Source organism: Kitasatospora sp. NPDC098652 (assembly GCF_044760155.1).
GTDB lineage: Bacteria > Actinomycetota > Actinomycetes > Streptomycetales > Streptomycetaceae > Kitasatospora.
Genome location: NZ_JBIWAQ010000004.1, coordinates 15405 through 33949 on the forward strand (window position 1 = coordinate 15405; position 18545 = coordinate 33949).

Genomic DNA, 18545 nt, shown 5'->3' on the forward strand with positions numbered 1-18545 from the left:
GGTAAGGCTAGGGCCGAGCGCCTCCGAAGTGCAGTTTCATCCTGTCAGCCGGACGCACGACCCGCCGACAGGGTGCAAAGCGACAGGGCCCGGGTCGAAAAGACCCGGGCCCCTTGTCAGTTCAACTGATTGATCAGATCGCAGTCATGACGTGCTTGACTCGCGTGTAGTCCTCGAAGCCGTACGCCGACAGGTCCTTGCCGTAGCCGGACTTCTTGAAGCCGCCGTGCGGCATCTCGGCGACCAGCGGGATGTGGGTGTTGATCCAGACGCAGCCGAAGTCCAGGCGGCGGGACATCCGCATGGCGCGGGCGTGGTCCTTGGTCCAGACCGAGGAGGCCAGCGCGAACTCGACGCCGTTGGCGTACTCGACGGCCTGCTCCTCGTCGGTGAACTTCTGCACGGTGATGACCGGGCCGAAGACCTCGTTCTGGATGATCTCGTCGTCCTGCTGCAGGCCGGAGACGACGGTCGGGGCGTAGAAGTAGCCCTTGTCGCCGACCCGGTGGCCACCGGCCTCGACCTTGGCGTGGGCGGGCAGCCGCTCGATGAAGCCGGCCACCTGCTTGAGCTGGTTGGCGTTGTTCAGCGGGCCGTAGAGCACGTCCTCGTCGTCCACGCCGCCGGTCTTGGTCTCGGCCGCGGCCTTGGCCAGCGCCTCGACGAAGGCGTCGTGGATCGACTCGTGCACCAGCACGCGGGTGGCGGCGGTGCAGTCCTGGCCGGCGTTGAAGTAGCCCGCCACCGAGATGCCCTCGACGGCCTCGGCGATGTCGGCGTCCTCGAACACCACGACCGGGGCCTTGCCGCCCAGCTCCAGGTGAACTCGCTTGACGTCCTTGGAGGCCGACTCGGCGACCTGGATGCCGGCCCGCACCGAACCGGTGATGGAGGCCATCGCCGGGGTCCGGTGCTCGACCATCAGCTTGCCGGTCTCGCGGTCGCCGCAGATGACGTTGAAGACGCCGGCCGGCAGCTCAAGGTCCTTGAGGATGCCGCCGATGATGTCGGCCAGCAGCACGGTGGAGGCCGGGGTGGTGTCCGAGGGCTTGAGGACCACGGTGTTGCCCGCGGCGATGGCCGGGGCGAACTTCCAGACCGCCATCATCATCGGGTAGTTCCACGGCGCGACCTGGGCACAGACGCCGACCGGCTCGCGGCGGATGATCGAGGTCATGCCGTCCATGTACTCGCCGGCGGCCTTGCCCTCCAGCAGCCGGGCGGCACCGGCGAAGAAGCGGATCTGGTCCACCATCGGGCCGATCTCCTCGGAGAGGGTCAGCGCGCGGGGCTTGCCGGTGTTGCGCACCTCGGCGTCGACGATCTCGTCGGCCCGGGCCTCGACCGCGTCGGCGATCTTGAGCAGCAGCTTCTGCCGGGTGCTCGGGGTGGCGTCGCGCCAGACCGGGAAGGCGGCGGCGGCCGAGGCCATGGCCGCGTCCACGTCAGCGGCACCGGACAGCGGCGAGGTCGCGTAGACCTCGCCCGTGGTCGGGTCGACGATGTCGAGCGTGCGGCCGTCAGCCGCGTCGACGAACTCACCGTTGATGTAGTTGCGCAGCGTGCGAAGGTCGCTCACGGGTCTCTCCTCGGTCTGGGCCTGCGGCGTTGCAGATTCCGGCGCCATGGTACGTCGACGGATCCGGCCTACGAAGGGTGCCGAGTGGCCCGGCCGGGAGCGGCGCGGTCCACTGGTGGCGGAATGCGCGCCGTCCTGCGGGGGCGCGCGCGTACCGTGCCAGAGTAGCCGCAGGACTGCCGGGATCGACAGGCGTGGTGCGCGTACACGATGAAATCCGCATGGGTTTTCCAGAAGCACGACGAAATCAGCAGCTTCCACGCTTGCGAACAGGGGAACGATCAGGCACAGTGGCGGCGTGGCCAACCGCGACCGGAACGCGAGTGTTCCCCTCGACGCCGCCTCCAAGGCGATCATCGAGCAGCTCCAGGAGGACGGGCGCCGCCCGTACGCCGCCATCGGCAAGGCCGTCGGCCTGTCCGAGGCAGCCGTACGGCAGCGCGTCCAGAAGCTGCTCGACCAAGGCGTGATGCAGATCGTCGCCGTCACGGACCCGCTCACCGTCGGCTTCACCCGCCAGGCGATGGTCGGCATCCGGGTCGAGGGCGACATCGAGCCCGTCGCCGACGCGCTGGCCGCCCTCGACGAGGTCGACTACGTCGTCTGCACCGCAGGCTCGTTCGACCTCCTGGCCGAACTGGTCTGCGAGGACGACGAGCACCTGCTCGAAATGATCAACAAGCGCATCCGCGCGCTTCCCGGCGTGCGGAGCACCGAGAGCTTCGTTTACCTGAAACTCCGGAAACAGACCTACACCTGGGGCACCCGATGACAGCCGACCCGGCGCAGAAGGACCTTTCCAAGACCGCCTACGACCACCTGTGGATGCACTTCACCCGCATGTCGTCGTACGAGAACTCCCCCGTGCCGACCATCGTCAAGGGCGAGGGCACGTACATCTGGGACGACAAGGGCCGGAAGTACATCGACGGCCTGGCCGGCCTGTTCGTCGTGCAGGCCGGTCACGGCCGCACCGAGCTCGCCGAGGTCGCCGCCAAGCAGGCCAAGGAACTCGCGTTCTTCCCGATCTGGAGCTACGCGCACCCCAAGGCCGTCGAGCTGGCCGAGCGCCTGGCCAACTACGCCCCGGGCGACCTCAACAAGGTCTTCTTCTCCACCGGTGGCGGCGAGGCCGTCGAGACCGCCTGGAAGCTCGCCAAGCAGTACTTCAAGCTGATCGGCAAGCCGACCAAGTACAAGGTCATCTCCCGCGCCATCGCCTACCACGGCACCCCCCAGGGCGCGCTGTCCATCACCGGCCTGCCGGGCCTCAAGGCCCCGTTCGAGCCGCTGGTGCCGGGCACCCACAAGGCCCCGAACACCAACATCTACCGCGCCCCGCACTACCTCGAGGGCCCCGACGGCACCGTCGACCCCGAGGCGTACGGCCGCTGGTGCGCCGACCAGGTCGAGGAGGCCATCCTCTTCGAGGGCCCCGAGACCGTCGCCGCCGTCTTCGTCGAGCCGGTGCAGAACGCCGGTGGCTGCTTCCCGCCGCCGCCCGGGTACTTCCAGCGCCTGCGCGAGATCTGCGACCGCCACGACGTGCTGCTGGTCTCGGACGAGGTCATCTGCGCCTTCGGCCGCCTCGGCACCATGTTCGGCGCCGACAAGTTCGGCTACGTGCCGGACATGATCACCTGCGCCAAGGGCATGACCTCGGGCTACTCCCCGATCGGCGCCACGATCATCTCGGACCGCATCGCCGAGCCGTTCTACAAGGGTGACAACACCTTCCTGCACGGCTACACCTTCGCCGGCCACCCGGTCTCCTCCGCCGTGGCGCTCGCCAACCTCGACATCTTCGAGCGCGAGGGCCTCAACCAGCACGTGCTCGACAACGAGTCGCGCTTCCTGGGCACCCTGAGCAAGCTGCGCGACCTGCCGATCGTCGGCGACGTCCGCGGCAACGGGTACTTCTACGGCATCGAGCTCGTCAAGGACAAGGTCACCAAGGAGAGCTTCAACGACGAGGAGACCGAGCGCGTGCTCTACGGCTTCCTGTCGAAGGCCCTCTTCGACAACGGCCTGTACTGCCGCGCCGACGACCGTGGCGACCCGGTCGTCCAGCTGGCCCCGCCGCTGATCTCCGACCAGTCGACCTTCGACGAGATCGAGCAGATCCTGCGGACCAGCCTCACCGACGCGTGGGCGAAGCTCTGATCCCCTGAGCCCTCCTCCCCACCCTCCGCCGAAGGGCGGCCCCGCACCCGCGGGGCCGCCCTTCGGCGTTCACGCAACGCCACGGAACATCACAGTCGTACGACCAAACATGCCTGAATGCGGGTGATTTGCCCGTGATGGACCAGAGCGCCGCAACCGCGACCGGCCCCGGTCGTTCTAATCTGACGACTGTCATATCCCTGCGGCCACCCAGGATGGAACCTCATGTCAGCGGCACCGCCTGACAACGACGTGCTGTGGGCCCGAGGGATCGTCAAGTCCCACGACGGCACCCCCGCCCTGCGCGGCATCTCCATCGGCGTCCGCGAGGGCGAGGTACTCGCCGTCACCGGCCCGCGCGGCTGCGGCAAGAGCACCCTGCTCGGCTGCCTCTCCGCCCAGCTCCCGGTCGACGAGGGCGAGGTCTGGTTCAACAGCTCCCCCGTCCACACCCTCGGCCGCGCCGGACGCGAACGGCTGCGCCGCGACCGCTTCGGCTTCGTCGGCTCCGAACCCCACCTGGTGCCCGAGCTCAGCGCCCGCGAGAACGTCGCCCTGCCGCTGCTGCTCGCCGGTGCCGGCAACAAGGCCGCCTACACCGCCGCCGACGAGTGGCTGGAGCGCCTGGACGTCGGCGAGATCGGCCGCCGGCGCCCCGACCGGCTGGTCCAGAGCCAGCGCCAGCGGATCGCCGTGGCCCGCGCCCTCGCCCCGCTGCCGCCCGTCGTCTTCGCCGACGACCCCACCGCCCCGCTGCACCGCGAGGCCGCCGACCAGGTCCTGCGGATACTGACCAGCGCGGCCCGCTCGCACCAGCTCACCCTCGTCCTGGCCACCCACGACCCCGAGCTCGTCCGGTTCGCGGACCGCTCCGTCGCCCTCGTCGACGGACGGCTCACCGCCCCCGCCGCCCCCGTCCCGCGCGGCGCCGCCGCCCCGGGCACGACCGGTGCCTCCGCCGTCACGGCCACCCGCCGCTGACCGCCACCAGTCGCTGACAGAGCCGAGCCGCTGAAAGAGTCGACGTGTTCTACCTCCGTCTGGCCCGGGGCTACCGGGTGCCCGACCTCGGCCGCTGGCTGCTCACCGCCCTGGCGGCCGCCGTCGTCGCCGCCTTCCTGCTGCGCTCCCTCGGCCGCGCGCTGAGCGACCCGCTCGGCGGCGCCGACGCGCTGGCGCGGCTGCTCTGGTGCCTGCCGCCGCTCGCCGCCGTCGCCTGGTTCGCGGCCGTCGCCGCCCGCTCGGTGCCCGCCCGACGGCCCGAGCGGATCGCCGGCCTCACCGCCGCCGGGGCCGGCTCCCGCCGGATCCGCACCCTGATCGCCGGTGAGGTCGCCCTCGCCTGCACCCTCGGCAGCGTGCTCACCCTGCTGCTCTTCCTGGTGCTGCGCAACGACATCGCCGGCCCCTCGCTCGCCCCCGACCTCGGCATGGGCGTGCCGCTGCCCGCCGCCGCGCCGGTCACCCTGCTCGCCCTGGTCCCGCTCACCGCCGGTCTCGCCGCCGCCTTCTCGGTGCCCGTCGCCGAGACCCTGCCCGGTGGCCGCAGCCGCGGCCGGACCGGCTTCGGCCCGCTGCGGATCGCCGTACCGGTCGGACTGGTGGTGATCGGCGCCGCGCTCGAACTCATCGCCCTGCGGCCCGGCGCCCCCGCCGACGGCCGTCCGATCCACCTGCCCGCCGGACTCGGCACCACCAGCACCGCCGCCCTCGGCGGCTGGGCCGGCGGCGCGCTCGGCCTCGCCCTGCTCACCGGCCCGCTGCTCGCCTGGACCGGACGGCTGCTCGCCCTCGGCCGGCCCACCCCGCTGCGGCTGCTCGCCGGACGCGGCCTCACGGCCCAGGCCCGTCGGCTCGGACCGCCGCTGGCCGTGCTCACCCTGGTCGTCGCCCTGGTGCTGACCACCGTGCGCTACTGGATCGGCACCCCCGACAGCGCCGACGCGCTCCCCGCCGTCGAGGCCTGCCTGGTGCTCGGCTGCACGGTCGCCGCGGTGGTCGCCCGGCTCGCCGAGGTCCGTACCGACCGCCGGGAGATCACCGAGGCGCTGCTGCGCCTCGGTGCCTCGCCCCGACTGCTGTTCGGCGCGGTCGCCCTGCGCACCCTCGCGGTGGGCACCACGCTGCTGCTGACCGGCGGGGCGACCGCCGCGCTGGCGGCCGCCGGACTGCGCTGAGGACCCCGGCAGGAGAGCCTGCCGGGGTCCTCAGTACGCCGCTACCGCGGTTCTCAGCCCGCCGCGGCGAGCTGGCCGCAGGCGCCGTCGATCTCCTGGCCGCGGGTGTCGCGGACGGTGGTCGGCACACCGTGCGACTGGAGCCGGCGGACGAACTCGCGCTCGTCCTCGGGCCGGGAGGCCGTCCACTTGGACCCCGGGGTCGGGTTCAGCGGGATCAGGTTGACGTGCACTCGGTGGTTCTTGATCAGCCGGCCGAGCAGGTCGGCGCGCCAGGCCTGGTCGTTGATGTCCTTGATCAGCGCGTACTCAATGGAGATCCGGCGGCCGGACTTCTCCGCGTAGTTCCACGCCGCGTCCAGCACCTCGGCGACCTTCCACCGGGTGTTCACCGGGACCAGCTCGTCGCGCAGCTCGTCGTCCGGCGCGTGCAGCGACAGCGCCAGGCGGCAGCTGAGACCCTCGTCCGCCAGCCGGTTCATGGCCGGCACGAGCCCGACCGTGGAGACCGTGATGCCGCGCTGGGACAGGCCGAAGCCGTCCGGAGCCGGGTCGGTCAGTCGGCGGATCGCGGCCAGCACCCGGTTGTAGTTGGCCAGCGGCTCGCCCATGCCCATGAAGACCACGTTCGACAGCCGCGCCTCACCACCGGGGATCTCGCCGGCCTTGAGCGCGCGCATCCCGGCGGCGATCTGCTCGACGATCTCGCCGGTCGACAGGTTGCGGGTCAGCCCCGCCTGGCCGGTGGCACAGAACGGGCAGTTCATGCCGCAGCCGGCCTGCGAGCTGATGCACATGGTGACCCGGTCGGGGTAGCGCATCAGCACCGACTCGACGAGCGTGCCGTCGAACAGCTTCCAGAGCGTCTTGCGGGTGGTGTCGTCGTCGCAGGAGACGTGCCGCACCACCGACATCAGCTCGGGCAGCAGGCTCCCGGTCAGCTTCTCCCGGCTGGCGGCGGGGATGTCCGTCCAGCTCGCCGGGTCGTTCGACATCCGGCCGAAGTAGTGGTTGGAGAGCTGCTTGGCGCGGAACGGCTGCTCGCCCAGCTCGGCGACGGCCTCCTTGCGCTCGGCGGGGCTCAGGTCGGCGAGGTGTCGCGGGGGCTTGGCGCCGCGCGGCGCGACAAAGGTGAGTTCTCCGGGCTTAGGCATGGTTGTTCCAGTGTCGCAGACGCGCGGAGGCCCCGGTCGCCTGGCGTCCGGGGCCCCGTCGCGGAACGGTCGGTGGGCGGGTCAGCTCCCGACGAAGGCCGCCAGCAGCAGCCAGACCACCGGGGCGGTCGGCAGCAGCGAGTCCAGGCGGTCCATGATGCCGCCGTGGCCGGGCAGCAGGGTGCCCATGTCCTTGATCCCGAGGTCGCGCTTGATCATCGACTCGCCCAGGTCGCCCAGGGTCGCGGTGACCGCGGCGCAGCCGCCCAGGATCAGGCCCTGCCACCAGCTGCCGTCGTCGATGATCAGCTGCATCAGCACGGCGCCGGCCAGCATCGACAGGCCGATGCCACCGGCCAGGCCCTCGCGGGTCTTGCCGGGGCTGATGGTCGGGGCCAGCTTGGTCCGGCCGAACTTGTAGCCCACCGCGTAGGCGCCGGTGTCGCTGCAGATCGTGACGATCAGGAAGAGCACGATCCGCTGGGGACCGTCGTCGGCCGCCAGCATCATCGCCACGAAGGTCGCCAGGAACGGCACGTAGAAGGCGGTGAACACCCCTGCCGTTATGTCCCGCAGGTAGTTCTCCGGCGGTTCGGCCATCCGCCAGACCATCACCGCCAGCCCGGTCAGCGCGAGCGAGGCCGCGGCCCATTCGACGCCGGCCCAGTAGCCGGTGGCGATCATGGCGACGCCGCCCACGAGCAGCGGGATCAGCGGCGCCTTGATCTGCTTGCGCTCGGACAGCCGACTGGTCAGCTCCCAGACGCCGACCGACGCCGCGGCCATCACGACGAACAGGAACAGCGCCTTGACGACGAACAGCGTGGCGACGATCACCACGCCGAGGCCGACCCCCACGCCTATGGCGGCCTGGAGGTTACGGCCGCCGCGCTGCTTGCGCGGCTCCGGCTGCGGGGCGGGCTGGGCGGCCACGGGTGTCTCCTGCCCTGGATGGGACGACGGCACGAAGGGGGGCTGCCCGGCCGCCCAGTGGCTCTGCGGCGGCGCGGGATGCACCGGAGCCCCCGGGTACGGCGGGGCGCCGTGGCCGGGGGCGGGGGTGGCGTCGTCGGTTATCGCGCGCAGCACGACCGTCTCCGTCACGCCCGGCGGCGTCCCGGGCTGCTCGTCCCGGAACAGCGGACCGCCCATCCGACCGGCCTCCCGGGCCTGGTCGGCGGCGGGGCCGGCCGGAGCGCCGGCCGGGCCGTTCGCGGGGCCGTTCGCCGGACCGTTCACCGGACCGTTCACCGGACCGTTCGCCGGCCCGCGGTCGGGCGCACCGGGGTGCGGGCCGGGATCGGCCGGTACGGGAGGCATGACCTGAGTCTCCTCCGCGTCGCCGCCCCAGTACACCGGAGGCTGCTGCGAGTGATCCGAACGGAGGTCCTGGTCCTCCGGGCCGGCACCCGGCCCGCCCTGGTGGGCGGCCCGGGGCTCCGGGTGGCCGGGGTGCCCCGGCGCCGGACCGCCCGGCGGCCGGGGTGCCTGCGGCTGCGGCGCCGGGCGGTAGGGCTGGAACTGCTGGTCGGACGGGCCCCAGTAGCCAGGGGCGTCAGGGGCGTCGTTCATCAGACCTCGAGCAGCTCGGCTTCCTTGTGCTTGAGCAGCTCGTCGACCTGGGCCACGTACTTGGCCGTGGTGTCGTCGAGCTCCTTCTCGGCGCGGCGGCCGTCGTCCTCGCCGACCTCGCCGTCCTTGACCAGCTTGTCGATGGCGTCCTTGGCCTTGCGGCGGACGGCGCGGATCGAGACCTTGGCGTCCTCGCCCTTGGTCCGGGCGATCTTGATGAACTCCCGGCGGCGCTCCTCGGTGAGCTCCGGCAGCACCACACGGATGATGGAACCGTCGTTCGAGGGGTTGACGCCCAGGTCGGAGTCGCGGATCGCCTGCTCGATGGCCTTCAGCGCGGTCTTGTCGAACGGCGAGACGACCGCCATGCGCGGCTCCGGCACCGAGAACGAGGCCAGCTGGTTGATCGGCGTGATGGCGCCGTAGTACTCGGCGACGATCTTGGCGAACATCGCCGGGTGCGCACGGCCGGTACGGATGGCCGCGAGGTCGTCCTTGGAAACGGCGACGGCCTTCTCCATCTTCTCCTCGGCCTCGAGGAGGGTCTCTTCGATCACTGTGAACTCCCTGTCCGGTTCATCTGCTGTTGTCCCGACCGGTGTCGGCATCGGGGCCGGTCGCGGCGGACGCCGTCCCGTACGGCGGGTTGCTGCTCAGGCCCGGACAGAATCCTGGCTGATGAGTGTGCCGATCTTCTCACTCTTCACCGCACGCGCGATATTGCCCTCCGCCAGCAGTTCGAACACCAGCATCGGGAGGTTGTTGTCCTTGCACAGGGTGATCGCGGTGAGGTCGGCGACCTTGAGGTCGCGCGCGATGACCTCGGAGTACTCCAGCGCGTCGAACTTGACCGCGTCCGGGTTGGTCCGGGGGTCGGAGTCGTAGACGCCGTCCACGCCGTTCTTGCCCATCAGCAGGACGTCGGCGTGGATCTCCAGCGCGCGCTGGACGGCCGTGGTGTCGGTGGAGAAGTACGGCATGCCCATACCGGCACCGAAGATCACCACACGGCCCTTCTCCAGGTGCCGGACGGCTCGCAGCGGCAGGTACGGCTCGGCGACCTGGCCCATGGTGATGGCGGTCTGGACCCGGGTCTCGATGCCCTCCTTGACCAGGAAGTCCTGCAGCGCCAGGCAGTTCATCACGGTGCCCAGCATGCCCATGTAGTCGGAGCGGGCCCGGTCCATGCCGCGGACCTGCAGCTCGGCGCCCCGGAAGAAGTTGCCACCGCCGATGACCACCGCGACCTCGGTACCGGCGCGCACGACCGTGGCGATCTCACGGGCGATCGCGTGCACGACGTCCGGGTCGACGCCGAGGCCGCCACCACCGGCGAAGGCTTCACCGGACAGCTTGAGCAGCACCCGGCGACGCGAGCCCGCCTTGGGGTCCTGCGCGGTCTCCTGCGTCTCCTGCATGGACTTCTCCTTTAGTGCACCTGCTGGCTCACAGGCCTGGGTGTGCGGATGCCCGGCCTGCGCGTACACGAGAGGAGGCCACTGCCGCGGGAACCGGTTCGGTGTCCTGCACGGCAATGGCCTCCTCGTCGTTCATGGTGCCGACACGGCCCGCCCATGGACGGTTGGCGCTGGGTGAGCCCGTTCGGCGATCCGCCCGCCCCGGTCAGTGGGCGGGGGCGGTTCCCAGCCTAGAGGGGCCGGGGACCAGGTGGAACGTGGCTCAGGCGCCGACGCGGAAGCGGGCGAAGCGCTTGAGGGAGACGCCGGCCTCCTCGAGGACCTTGGCGACGGTCTTCTTGTTGTCCTTGGCGAAGGCCTGCTCCAGGACGGAGTTCTCCTTCACGAAGCCGGTGACGCGACCCTCGACGATCTTCGGCAGGGCGGCCTCGGGCTTGCCCTCCTCGCGGGCGGTGGCCTCGGCGACGCGGCGCTCGTTCTCGAGGGCCTCGGCCGGGATCTCCTCGCGGGACAGGTACTTCGGCGCGAAGGCGGCGATGTGCTGCGCGACGTCCTTGGCGACCTCGGCGTTCTCCTTGTCCAGCTCGACCAGGACGCCGACGGCCGGCGGCAGGTCGGGGCTGGTCTTGTGCAGGTAGACCGCGACGAAGCCGTCACCGTCGAACTGGGCGAAGCGACGGAAGACGATCTTCTCGCCCAGGGTCGCGTTGGCCTCGTCCACGAACTGCTGGACGGTCTTGCCGGGCTCGATCTCGGACGCCAGGGCGGCGTCCAGGTCGGCCGGGGCGCTCTTGGCGACGTGGGCGGCGATCGCGTCGGCGACCTGGACGAAGTTGTCACCCTTGGCGACGAAGTCGGTCTCGCAGTTCAGCTCGACCAGCACGCCGGACTTCTTGTCCTCGGCGATCAGCGCGGCGACGGCGCCGTTGGAGGCGTCACGGCCCTCGCGCTTCGCAACGCCCTTCTGGCCCTTGATGCGCAGGAGCTCGACGGCCTTCTCGACGTTGCCCTCGGCCTCGTCCAGGGCCTTCTTGCAGTCCATCATGCCGGCGCCGGTGAGCTCACGGAGCTTCTTGACGTCCGCGGCGGTGAAGTTCGCCATGGTGTGAATCTCTTCTCGCGTCTCGCGTGTCTGCGTGGAGTGGCGCCGGGACCGATGGTTCGGTCCCGGCGCGGGAGAGAGGGGCACCTGCCGGTGTCGTACCGGCGGGTGCCCCTCACCCGTGGTACGTCAGGCCTGCTCGGCCGGAGCGTCGGTGGCCGGAGCCTCGGCAGCCGGGGCCTCGGTGGCCGGAGCCTCGGCGGCGGCGGGGGCCTCCTCGGCCTTCTTCTCGCCCTCGATGAGGTCCTTCTCCCAGTCGGCCAGCGGCTGGTCGGCGCCCGGCTCGGCCTTGACGTCGCCCTTGGCGACACCGGCGCGGGACTTCAGACCCTCGGCGACGGCGTCGGCGATCACGCGGGTCAGCAGGGTGACGGAGCGGATCGCGTCGTCGTTGCCCGGGATCTTGTAGTCGACCTCGTCCGGGTCACAGTTGGTGTCGAGGATGGCGACGACCGGGATGTTGAGCTTCCGGGCCTCGCCGACCGCGATGTGCTCCTTCTTGGTGTCCACGATCCAGACGGCGCTGGGAACGCGCTGCATGTCGCGGATACCGCCGAGGGTCTTCTCCAGCTTGTCGTGCTCGCGCTGGAGGACCAGGAGCTCCTTCTTGGTGAGGCCGGAACCGGCCACGTCCGAGAAGTCCAGCTCGCCGAGCTCCTTGAGGCGCTGCAGGCGCTTGTAGACGGTCGAGAAGTTGGTCAGCATGCCGCCGAGCCAGCGCTGGTTCACGTAGGGCATGCCCACGCGGGTGGCCTGCTCGGCGATGGCCTCCTGGGCCTGCTTCTTCGTGCCGACGAAGAGGACGCTGCCGCCGTGGGCAACGGTCTCCTTGATGAACTCGAAGGCGCGGTCGATGTAGTTCAGCGACTGCAGCAGGTCGATGATGTAGATGCCGTTGCGCTCGGTGATGATGAAGCGCTTCATCTTCGGGTTCCAGCGGCGGGTCTGGTGACCGAAGTGGACGCCGCTCTCCAGCAGCTCCCGCATCGTGACGACGGCCATTGCCGTGCTCCTCAGGTGTTACGGCCCGGCTGCGGCGGCCCTCGGGGGTTCCCTCGGGTGAAGTGCCTACGGCCGGGTCAGTCTCGGTTGTCCGTGGCGGCCAGGTGACAGCCACGCCTGACGCCCCGATCGTGCCGAGCCGCTTCCACCCGCTCGGTCCGGGGACCGGTCGGGCTCGGCGGACCGAGCGGCACTCGCACCTGGCGGGGCCGCGGAAGAACCGCGTCCGACCACCGGTGGCGGGGCGTGCGAAGTCGACCCGGTGGACCGGGTCGCGTGTGAAGTGTACGGGAAGCGCCGAGCGGCGAGCGACTTCTCGGGCGCCCGGGGGCCCGCGGGCGGACTGCGCCCGGGCGGCGGATGGCCTGGGGGAAGCCCGGGAAACGGCCGCGGCGGACGGGGCCGCGGCGACCGGCGAACGAGCGCCGGCTGGTCGGCTCCCTGCCCACCGACCGGTCCTCGTATGCCGGTTGTACACCGGGCGGCGGCACCCGTACACCCGCCCGGGGGATGGCGGCCGGCGCTGGGGGTGGTTTGTCCACAGGAATCCGAAAGGGGGTGGTCTGGGCGGCCGGGTCCGGACAGCCTCGGGGCATGACTGGGCGCAGCGGGGTTCGAGGGGTGGTCGCGGAGGCGATCGGGCGGATGAGTGGCCGGGCGGTCGGGCGGGTGCTCGGCCGGATGGTCGGGTGGGTGAGTGGCCGGACGGTGGGGGCGGGCGGGGTGGCGGACGCGGTGGTCACGCGGGTGGTGCGGGGGATCGCGCTGGGGGTGGCACTCGCGCTGGTGGCGGGTGCGGGGGTGGTGCGGGCCGCCGCGGTGGGCGGGGGCCGCCCGGGCGCAGCGGGCGCGGGCGGGGGCTCCACCGGCCGGGGGCCTGCGCGGGCCTGGCCGGTGGGCGGGCCCGGCGGGGTGCTGGGGCGCTTCGAGCCGCCGGCCACGCCGTGGGCGGCCGGGCACCGGGGCGTGGACCTCGCGGCCGCGCCCGGGGCGGAGGTGCGGTCGGCGGCGGCCGGGGTGGTCGCGTTCTCCGGGCTGGTGGCCGGGCGGCCGGTGGTGACCGTCGTCCATCCGGGCTCCGGGACTCCCCCGCTGCGGACCACCTACCTCCCCGTCACCGGCACCGTCCCGGTCGGCACCGAGGTGGCCGCCGGGCAGGTCGTCGGACGGCTCGCCCCGGACGGACGGCACTGCGGCGCGCGGGACTGCCTGCACTGGGGGCTGCTGCGCGCGGGCCGCTACCTCGATCCACTGGCCCTGCTGGGCACAGGACGGGCCCGCCTGCTGCCGCTGGGTGGAACGTGACCGTGCGGGGCGGTGGGGGTGGCGGAGTGCGGTGGCAGCGTGCGGGGCGTGGGTGGCTCAGGTCCGGTCGAGGCCGTGCAACGCCAGGGCCACCGCCGCGTCCGCGACCGCCTCCGGGGACTCCACCGGGCAGCCCGTACGGTCCCCGGTGGCGAACTGCTCGGTCCGGCGGACGGCCGCCTCCACGATCCCCTGCAGCAGCGCCGCGGCGAGCCGGGGCTGGTCATGGCCGAGTTCCTCCAACGCCCGGACGACCAGGCCGACGAGCCCGCCGTGCGCCGCCCGGATGCGCTCGCGGGCGGCCTCGTCCAGTTCCAGCGCGGAGATGGCCGTGACCGCCCGGTGCCTGGGGTCCCCGGCCAATGCCAGCTGGCCCCGGACGTACGCCTCGATCCGCTCGGCGGCGGTCTCGCAGCTCGCCATCCCGGCCTCGATCTCGGCCGCCCAGAGCGGGAAGTCCACCTCGCACAGTGCCTCGACCACGGCGGCACGGGAGCGGAAGTACTCGTAGACGGAGGAGCGCGCCAGCCCGGTGCGGGCGGCGAGCGAGGGGAAGGTCAGGGCCTCCATGCCGCCCTCGGTGAGCAGGGTGCGGGCAGCATCCAGGAGGGCTGCCCGCTGCAGCTGGCGATGCTCGGCCACCGTGGCCGCTCGGATCTTCGGCACGGACCCACTGTACGGAGCCGCACGCGCGGCCGGAACGGCGCCGCGCATTCGGAGCAGGAGCCGACCCGGCGGGCGGCCCCGGCGCCCGCTACCGGACGTCCGAGAGCTTGGCCCGCAACTGGAGGACGGACTTGGTGTGGATCTGGCTCACCCGACTCTCCGTCACCCCCAGTACCTGGCCGATCTCGGCGAGGGTGAGGCCCTCGTAGTAGTAGAGCGTGACCACGGTCTTCTCCCGCTCGGGGAGGGTGTTGATCGCCTGGGCCAGCAGTCTGCGCAGCTCGCGGTCCTCGGCCACCTCGACCGGGTCGTCCGCGCCGTGGTCCTCCAGGGTGTCCACCAGGCTGGGCCGGTCGCCGCCCTCCCCCACCGGGTGCAGCAGTTCGTCCAGGGCCACCACGTTGGCGAGCGACAGCTGGCTGAAGATCGCGTGCAGGTCCTCGAGCGCGATGCCCATCTCGGCCGCGACCTCGGGCTCGTGCGGTGTCCGGCGCAGCCGGGCCTCCAGCGTCGCGTACGTCCGCTCGACGGCCTTCGCCTTCTGCCGCACCGAGCGGGGGATCCAGTCCAGGGCGCGCAGCTCGTCGATGATCGCGCCGCGGATGCGGCTGATCGCGTAGGTCTCGAACTTGATGGCGCGGTCGATGTCGAACTTCTCGATCGCGTCGATCAGCCCGAAGACCCCGGAGGAGACGAAGTCGGCCTGCTCGACGTTGGAGGGCAGGCCGACCCCGACCCGCCCCGCCACGTACTTGACGAGTGGTGAGTAGTGGAGGATCAGCTGCTCGCGCAGCCGCTGGTCGCCGGTCTCCTTGTAGGAGCGCCAGAGCTCTTCGAGGGCGCTGCGCCCCTGGGCGCCGGGCTCCCGGTCGTCCCGGGCGCCCGGAGTGTCCCTGGCCTCCGCCCCTCGCCCCGCCCCGGGCTGGTCCTGGCTGGGCCGGGGCCCGGGTGGGGAGGTGGCGTCCGGCGCAGGGGCGCTCGAAGGCAACCGGGGGGCGCGGGGTACGGCCGCACCCCCCGGCGCGTCTGCCTCGCCGAGCGCCCCGGTGCCGTGGACCGTCTCGCCGCCGCGAGCGGCGTCGGCACGCTGGGCCGGGTCGGCGTCCCTGGTCGTGTCCGCGGGCTGGCCCGGCACCACCGTCGGCCGGCCGCCCTGACGCGACAGGCCTCCCTTCGTCCCCGCCGCCTTGGACGGGAACTCGGTCGCGGGTCGCCGCTCGGTCCGCGGCCCTCCCGCGGACCGAGCGCCACCGGTCACTCTGTGTCCGGGAATGTGTGTGGGCATACGTAGGTCTGCGCCGTTCTGCCGAGTCATGTGCTGATAGGGAAGGCATGTGGAGCGTAGCGTGACCGACTCACTGCAAAGCGCTACCGCCACTCGGTCGTCCCCCGATCCGGTGGCGTTCACGCATCGGATCCGGGCAGACGAGCGGAAGAACCGGATCAGCAGGTCAGCCGGACCGTCCCGCCGTCCTCCCCCGGGCGCACCCGTGTTCGTACCCCTGGGCGCTCACCTCCTCCGCACCACGCGCCAGTGCGCGCCGTGCCGCTCCACGAAGCCGAGCGAGGCCAACTCGTAGAGCCGTTGCAGGACTTCGTCCGGCGGGAGGCCGGACTGCCGGGCCAGTCGTTCGACCGGAGCGCCTTCGGCCGTGGCCGGCACGGCCTCCAGCACCCGGGCCACCAGCGGCTCCAGCAAGTCCCGCGGCAGCACCGGCCCGCTGGACTGCGGGGCCAGGTCGTCCCCGATCGCCCCGACCAGCTCGGTGACCTCGGCCGCGTCGGTGACCAGCGTGGCGCCGCCGCTGCGGATCAGCGCGTGCACCCCGGCGGAGAGCTCCGAGGTGACGGGCCCCGCGACGCCCATGGTGTGGCGGTTGAGGTCCCGCGCCCGTCTGGCCGTGCTCAGGGCTCCGCTGCGCAGGGCCGCCTCGACCACCACCGTGCCCCGGGTCAGCGCCGCGATGACTCGGTTGCGGAGCACGAAGCGGAACCGGGTCGGGTGCTCGCCGGGCGGGAGTTCACTGACCAGCAGGCCCTGTTCGCCGATCCGCCGGATCAGTTCGGCGTTCCCCTTCGGGTAGGCCACGTCGACCCCGCAGGCGAGCACCGCGACCGTCATCCCGCCGACGGCCAGCGCCCCGCGGTGGGCCGCCGCGTCGATCCCGTACGCGGCCCCGGATACCACCACCCAACCGCGCTCGGCCAGTTGGGCCGCGAGCTCACCGGCGACGTGGGCGCCGTAGGCCGTGCAGGCCCGGGAGCCCACCACCGCCACCGAGCGCAGGGCGAGCAACCGCAGCGAACCGGTACCGGTGGTCCACAGCCCGATCGGACGTCCGTCGCCCAGGTCGTCCAGTTGACTGGGCCATTCCGTGTCCCCCGGAATGATGAAGCGTCCACCGACGTCCCGTACCCGTTTCAGGTCGGCCACCGGGTCGAGGCCCGGGAGTCGGGCCTGGTAGGCGGCCAGCCGGGCCGCGTCCAGCCCGGGGTGGTCGGGGACGGCGCCCTCCCTGATCGCCCGCACCACGTCCACGGCGGGGAGTTCGTCGAGCCAGCGGCCGACCACGGCGTCACCCGGTTCGCTGAGCCGGTTGAGCAGCACCCGGGCCAGGCGCTCCGGTTCGGGCACGGCCGACGGGCCGGCTTCGTCCGCGTGGGCTGCCCGGGAGTACCGCAACAGCTGGTTCATGCCGCCTCCTCGTCCTTTCCTTGGGTCCCCTCGGGCTGCGACCGCGTCGCGGGCCGGTCGTCGGGGCCGCTCCGGCGCTGGGCCGGGATGCCGCCCAGGCGGCCGTGACCGCGCTCGGGCAGCGGCAGCCCCTGCTCGACACCGGTGCGCAGGACCAGGGCGGTGCGTACGTCCCGCTGGTCCGGCCGGTCGCGGCCGGCCAGGTCCGCGACCGTCCAGGCGACCCGGAGCACCCGGTCCAGACCGCGGGCCGTCAGCAGCCCGCGCTCCAGCTGGCGGGCGACGTCGTTGAGCGCGCCGGCCGCGAGCTGCCAACGGGTGCGCAGTTCGTGGCCCGGCACCTCCGCGTTGGTCCGCCACGGCGTGTCCGCCAAGCGCGCGGCCGCCCGCTCCCGCGCCGCCAGCACCCGGGCCGCGACGGTCTCGGTGGTCTCCGCCGTGGTGTCCCGCTCCATCAGCTCGATCCTGGTCACCGGGGCGACCTGGACCTGGAGGTCGACCCGGTCCAGCAGCGGCCCGGAGAGCCTGCCCTGGTACCGGCTGACCATGACCGGAGTGCACTCGCAGCCCTCACCCCGCCGTGAGTACCGGCCGCACGGACAGGGGTTGGCGGCCAGACAGAGCAGGAACCGCGCCGGCAGCCGCAGCGAACCGGCCGAGCGGGCGATCACCACCTCGCCCGACTCCAGCGGCTGGCGCAGCGCGTCGAGCACCCGCACGGGGAACTCGGGCGCCTCGTCCAGGAAGAGCACGCCCCGGTGGGCGAGGGAGACCGCGCCCGGTCTCGGCAGGCCGCTGCCCCCGCCGACGATCGCGGGCATCGTGGTGGAGTGGTGCGGGGCGCAGTAGGGCGCGGAGTCGATCAGCGGGCGCCCGGCCGGGAGCAGGCCCGCCACCGAGTGGACGGCCGTGACCTCCAGCGACTCCTTCTGGGTCAGCGGCGGGAGCAGCGCGGGCAGCCGCTCCGCCAGCATCGTCTTGCCCGCGCCCGGCGGCCCCTTGAGGTAGAGGTGGTGGCCTCCGGCGGCGGCGATCTCCAGGGCCCGCCGGGCCTCGTACTGGCCGGCCACGTCCGCCATGTCGAGGCGCAGCGCCCGGTCGTCGGGCAGGCCCCGGACACCCGCGCTGGGCAGCATCAGGCCGGCCATCAGCGGATCCGGCCGGCCGCCGAGCGGGCCCGGCGGCTCCTCCGGTGCGTCGGCCCCGGTCAGGACGGCGACCAGCTGGCGCAGGCTGCGCACCCCGATCACCGTCACGCCCGGCACGAGCGAGGCCTCGGGCGCCGTCTGCTCGGCGACCACGACCCGTTCGTACCCGGCGTCGGCGGCGGCCAGCACCGAGGGCAGCACCCCGCGGACCGGCCGCACCCGGCCGTCCAGCCCCAGCTCGCCGATCAACAGCAGGTCGGCGATGGCGGACGGGTCCAGCCGTTCGGCGGCGGCCAGTACGGCGCAGGCCACCGCGAGGTCGAAGCCGCTGCCGCTCTTGGGCACCGAGGCGGGGCTGAGCCCGACGGTCAGCTTGCGCTGCGGCCAGGCCTCCCCGCTGTTGCAGACCGCGGCGCGGACCCGGTCGCGGGCCTCGGTGAGCGCCTTGTCGGGCAGGCCGACCAGGGTGAACGCGGCCACCCCGGGCTCCAGATCGGCCTGGACCTCGACGATCACTCCGTCGACGCCGACCAGCGCGACGGAACAGGTACGGGCGAAGGCCAT

Annotated in this window: 16 protein-coding genes; 5 read left to right on the forward strand and 11 right to left on the reverse strand. The window is 72.5% G+C overall.

All coding sequences use genetic code 11. The annotated features are described in order from the left end of the window. Positions 1-133: 133 nt before the first annotated feature. Positions 134-1627 carry a gamma-aminobutyraldehyde dehydrogenase gene (locus ACIQWA_RS10890; protein WP_360233234.1) on the reverse strand — a complete coding sequence of 498 codons (1494 nt, stop codon included), beginning with the start codon at positions 1625-1627 and terminating at the stop codon, positions 134-136. 250 nt (positions 1628-1877) lie between these two features. Between ACIQWA_RS10890 and ACIQWA_RS10895 the strand changes: the two genes are divergently transcribed. The 4 genes from ACIQWA_RS10895 to ACIQWA_RS10910 all read left to right on the forward strand — a co-directional run bounded on the left by ACIQWA_RS10895 (position 1878) and on the right by ACIQWA_RS10910 (position 5919). Beyond that, positions 1878-2351 (forward strand): Lrp/AsnC family transcriptional regulator, encoded by a 474-nt coding sequence (locus ACIQWA_RS10895; protein WP_030306695.1) that lies wholly within the window; start codon positions 1878-1880, stop codon positions 2349-2351. Next, on the forward strand, positions 2348-3742 hold the full coding sequence (locus ACIQWA_RS10900; RefSeq protein ID WP_360233231.1) for an aspartate aminotransferase family protein: 1395 nt from the start codon (positions 2348-2350) through the stop codon (positions 3740-3742). The genes ACIQWA_RS10895 and ACIQWA_RS10900 overlap by 4 nt, the downstream gene beginning before the upstream one ends. Before the next feature lie 225 nt (positions 3743-3967). After that, positions 3968-4723 (forward strand): ATP-binding cassette domain-containing protein, encoded by a 756-nt coding sequence (locus tag ACIQWA_RS10905; protein WP_360233228.1) that lies wholly within the window; start codon positions 3968-3970, stop codon positions 4721-4723. 44 nt (positions 4724-4767) lie between these two features. Continuing rightward, positions 4768-5919 (forward strand): hypothetical protein, encoded by a 1152-nt coding sequence (locus ACIQWA_RS10910; RefSeq protein ID WP_402480918.1) that lies wholly within the window; start codon positions 4768-4770, stop codon positions 5917-5919. 53 nt (positions 5920-5972) lie between these two features. Here ACIQWA_RS10910 and rlmN read toward each other — a convergent pair whose 3' ends face one another. The 6 genes from rlmN to rpsB all read right to left on the reverse strand — a co-directional run bounded on the left by rlmN (position 5973) and on the right by rpsB (position 12167). Next, positions 5973-7073 (reverse strand): 23S rRNA (adenine(2503)-C(2))-methyltransferase RlmN, encoded by a 1101-nt coding sequence (rlmN, locus tag ACIQWA_RS10915; protein ID WP_402480921.1) that lies wholly within the window; start codon positions 7071-7073, stop codon positions 5973-5975. 81 nt (positions 7074-7154) lie between these two features. Then, complete coding sequence (locus ACIQWA_RS10920; protein WP_402481581.1) at positions 7155-8393, reverse strand: phosphatidate cytidylyltransferase; 1239 nt, start codon at positions 8391-8393, stop codon at positions 7155-7157. A 251-nt stretch (positions 8394-8644) separates the two neighbouring features. Then, complete coding sequence (gene frr / locus ACIQWA_RS10925) at positions 8645-9202, reverse strand: ribosome recycling factor (RefSeq protein WP_360233219.1); 558 nt, start codon at positions 9200-9202, stop codon at positions 8645-8647. A 96-nt stretch (positions 9203-9298) separates the two neighbouring features. Further along, positions 9299-10063 (reverse strand): UMP kinase, encoded by a 765-nt coding sequence (gene pyrH, locus ACIQWA_RS10930; protein WP_030056790.1) that lies wholly within the window; start codon positions 10061-10063, stop codon positions 9299-9301. A gap of 262 nt (positions 10064-10325) precedes the next feature. Then, positions 10326-11165, reverse strand: a complete 840-nt coding sequence (gene tsf / locus ACIQWA_RS10935) for a translation elongation factor Ts (protein ID WP_360233216.1) — start codon at positions 11163-11165, stop codon at positions 10326-10328. A 129-nt stretch (positions 11166-11294) separates the two neighbouring features. Further along, on the reverse strand, positions 11295-12167 hold the full coding sequence (gene rpsB, locus ACIQWA_RS10940) for a 30S ribosomal protein S2 (RefSeq protein WP_360233213.1): 873 nt from the start codon (positions 12165-12167) through the stop codon (positions 11295-11297). Positions 12168-12761: 594 nt separating this feature from the next. Between rpsB and ACIQWA_RS10945 the strand changes: the two genes are divergently transcribed. Beyond that, positions 12762-13472, forward strand: a complete 711-nt coding sequence (locus tag ACIQWA_RS10945) for a peptidoglycan DD-metalloendopeptidase family protein (RefSeq protein WP_402480924.1) — start codon at positions 12762-12764, stop codon at positions 13470-13472. 57 nt (positions 13473-13529) lie between these two features. Here the strand turns inward: ACIQWA_RS10945 and ACIQWA_RS10950 are convergent, their stop codons facing one another. The 4 genes from ACIQWA_RS10950 to ACIQWA_RS10965 all read right to left on the reverse strand — a co-directional run bounded on the left by ACIQWA_RS10950 (position 13530) and on the right by ACIQWA_RS10965 (position 18545). After that, positions 13530-14114: a helix-turn-helix domain-containing protein gene (locus tag ACIQWA_RS10950; RefSeq protein WP_360233286.1), complete on the reverse strand. Its 585-nt coding sequence runs from the start codon at positions 14112-14114 to the stop codon at positions 13530-13532. A gap of 112 nt (positions 14115-14226) precedes the next feature. Then, positions 14227-15126: an RNA polymerase sigma factor WhiG gene (gene whiG, locus ACIQWA_RS10955; protein WP_402481582.1), complete on the reverse strand. Its 900-nt coding sequence runs from the start codon at positions 15124-15126 to the stop codon at positions 14227-14229. A 522-nt stretch (positions 15127-15648) separates the two neighbouring features. Next, complete coding sequence (dprA, locus tag ACIQWA_RS10960) at positions 15649-16833, reverse strand: DNA-processing protein DprA (RefSeq protein ID WP_402480926.1); 1185 nt, start codon at positions 16831-16833, stop codon at positions 15649-15651. Beyond that, positions 16830-18545, reverse strand: a complete 1716-nt coding sequence (locus tag ACIQWA_RS10965) for a YifB family Mg chelatase-like AAA ATPase (protein WP_402480928.1) — start codon at positions 18543-18545, stop codon at positions 16830-16832. Before ACIQWA_RS10965 ends, dprA begins: the two co-directional genes overlap by 4 nt.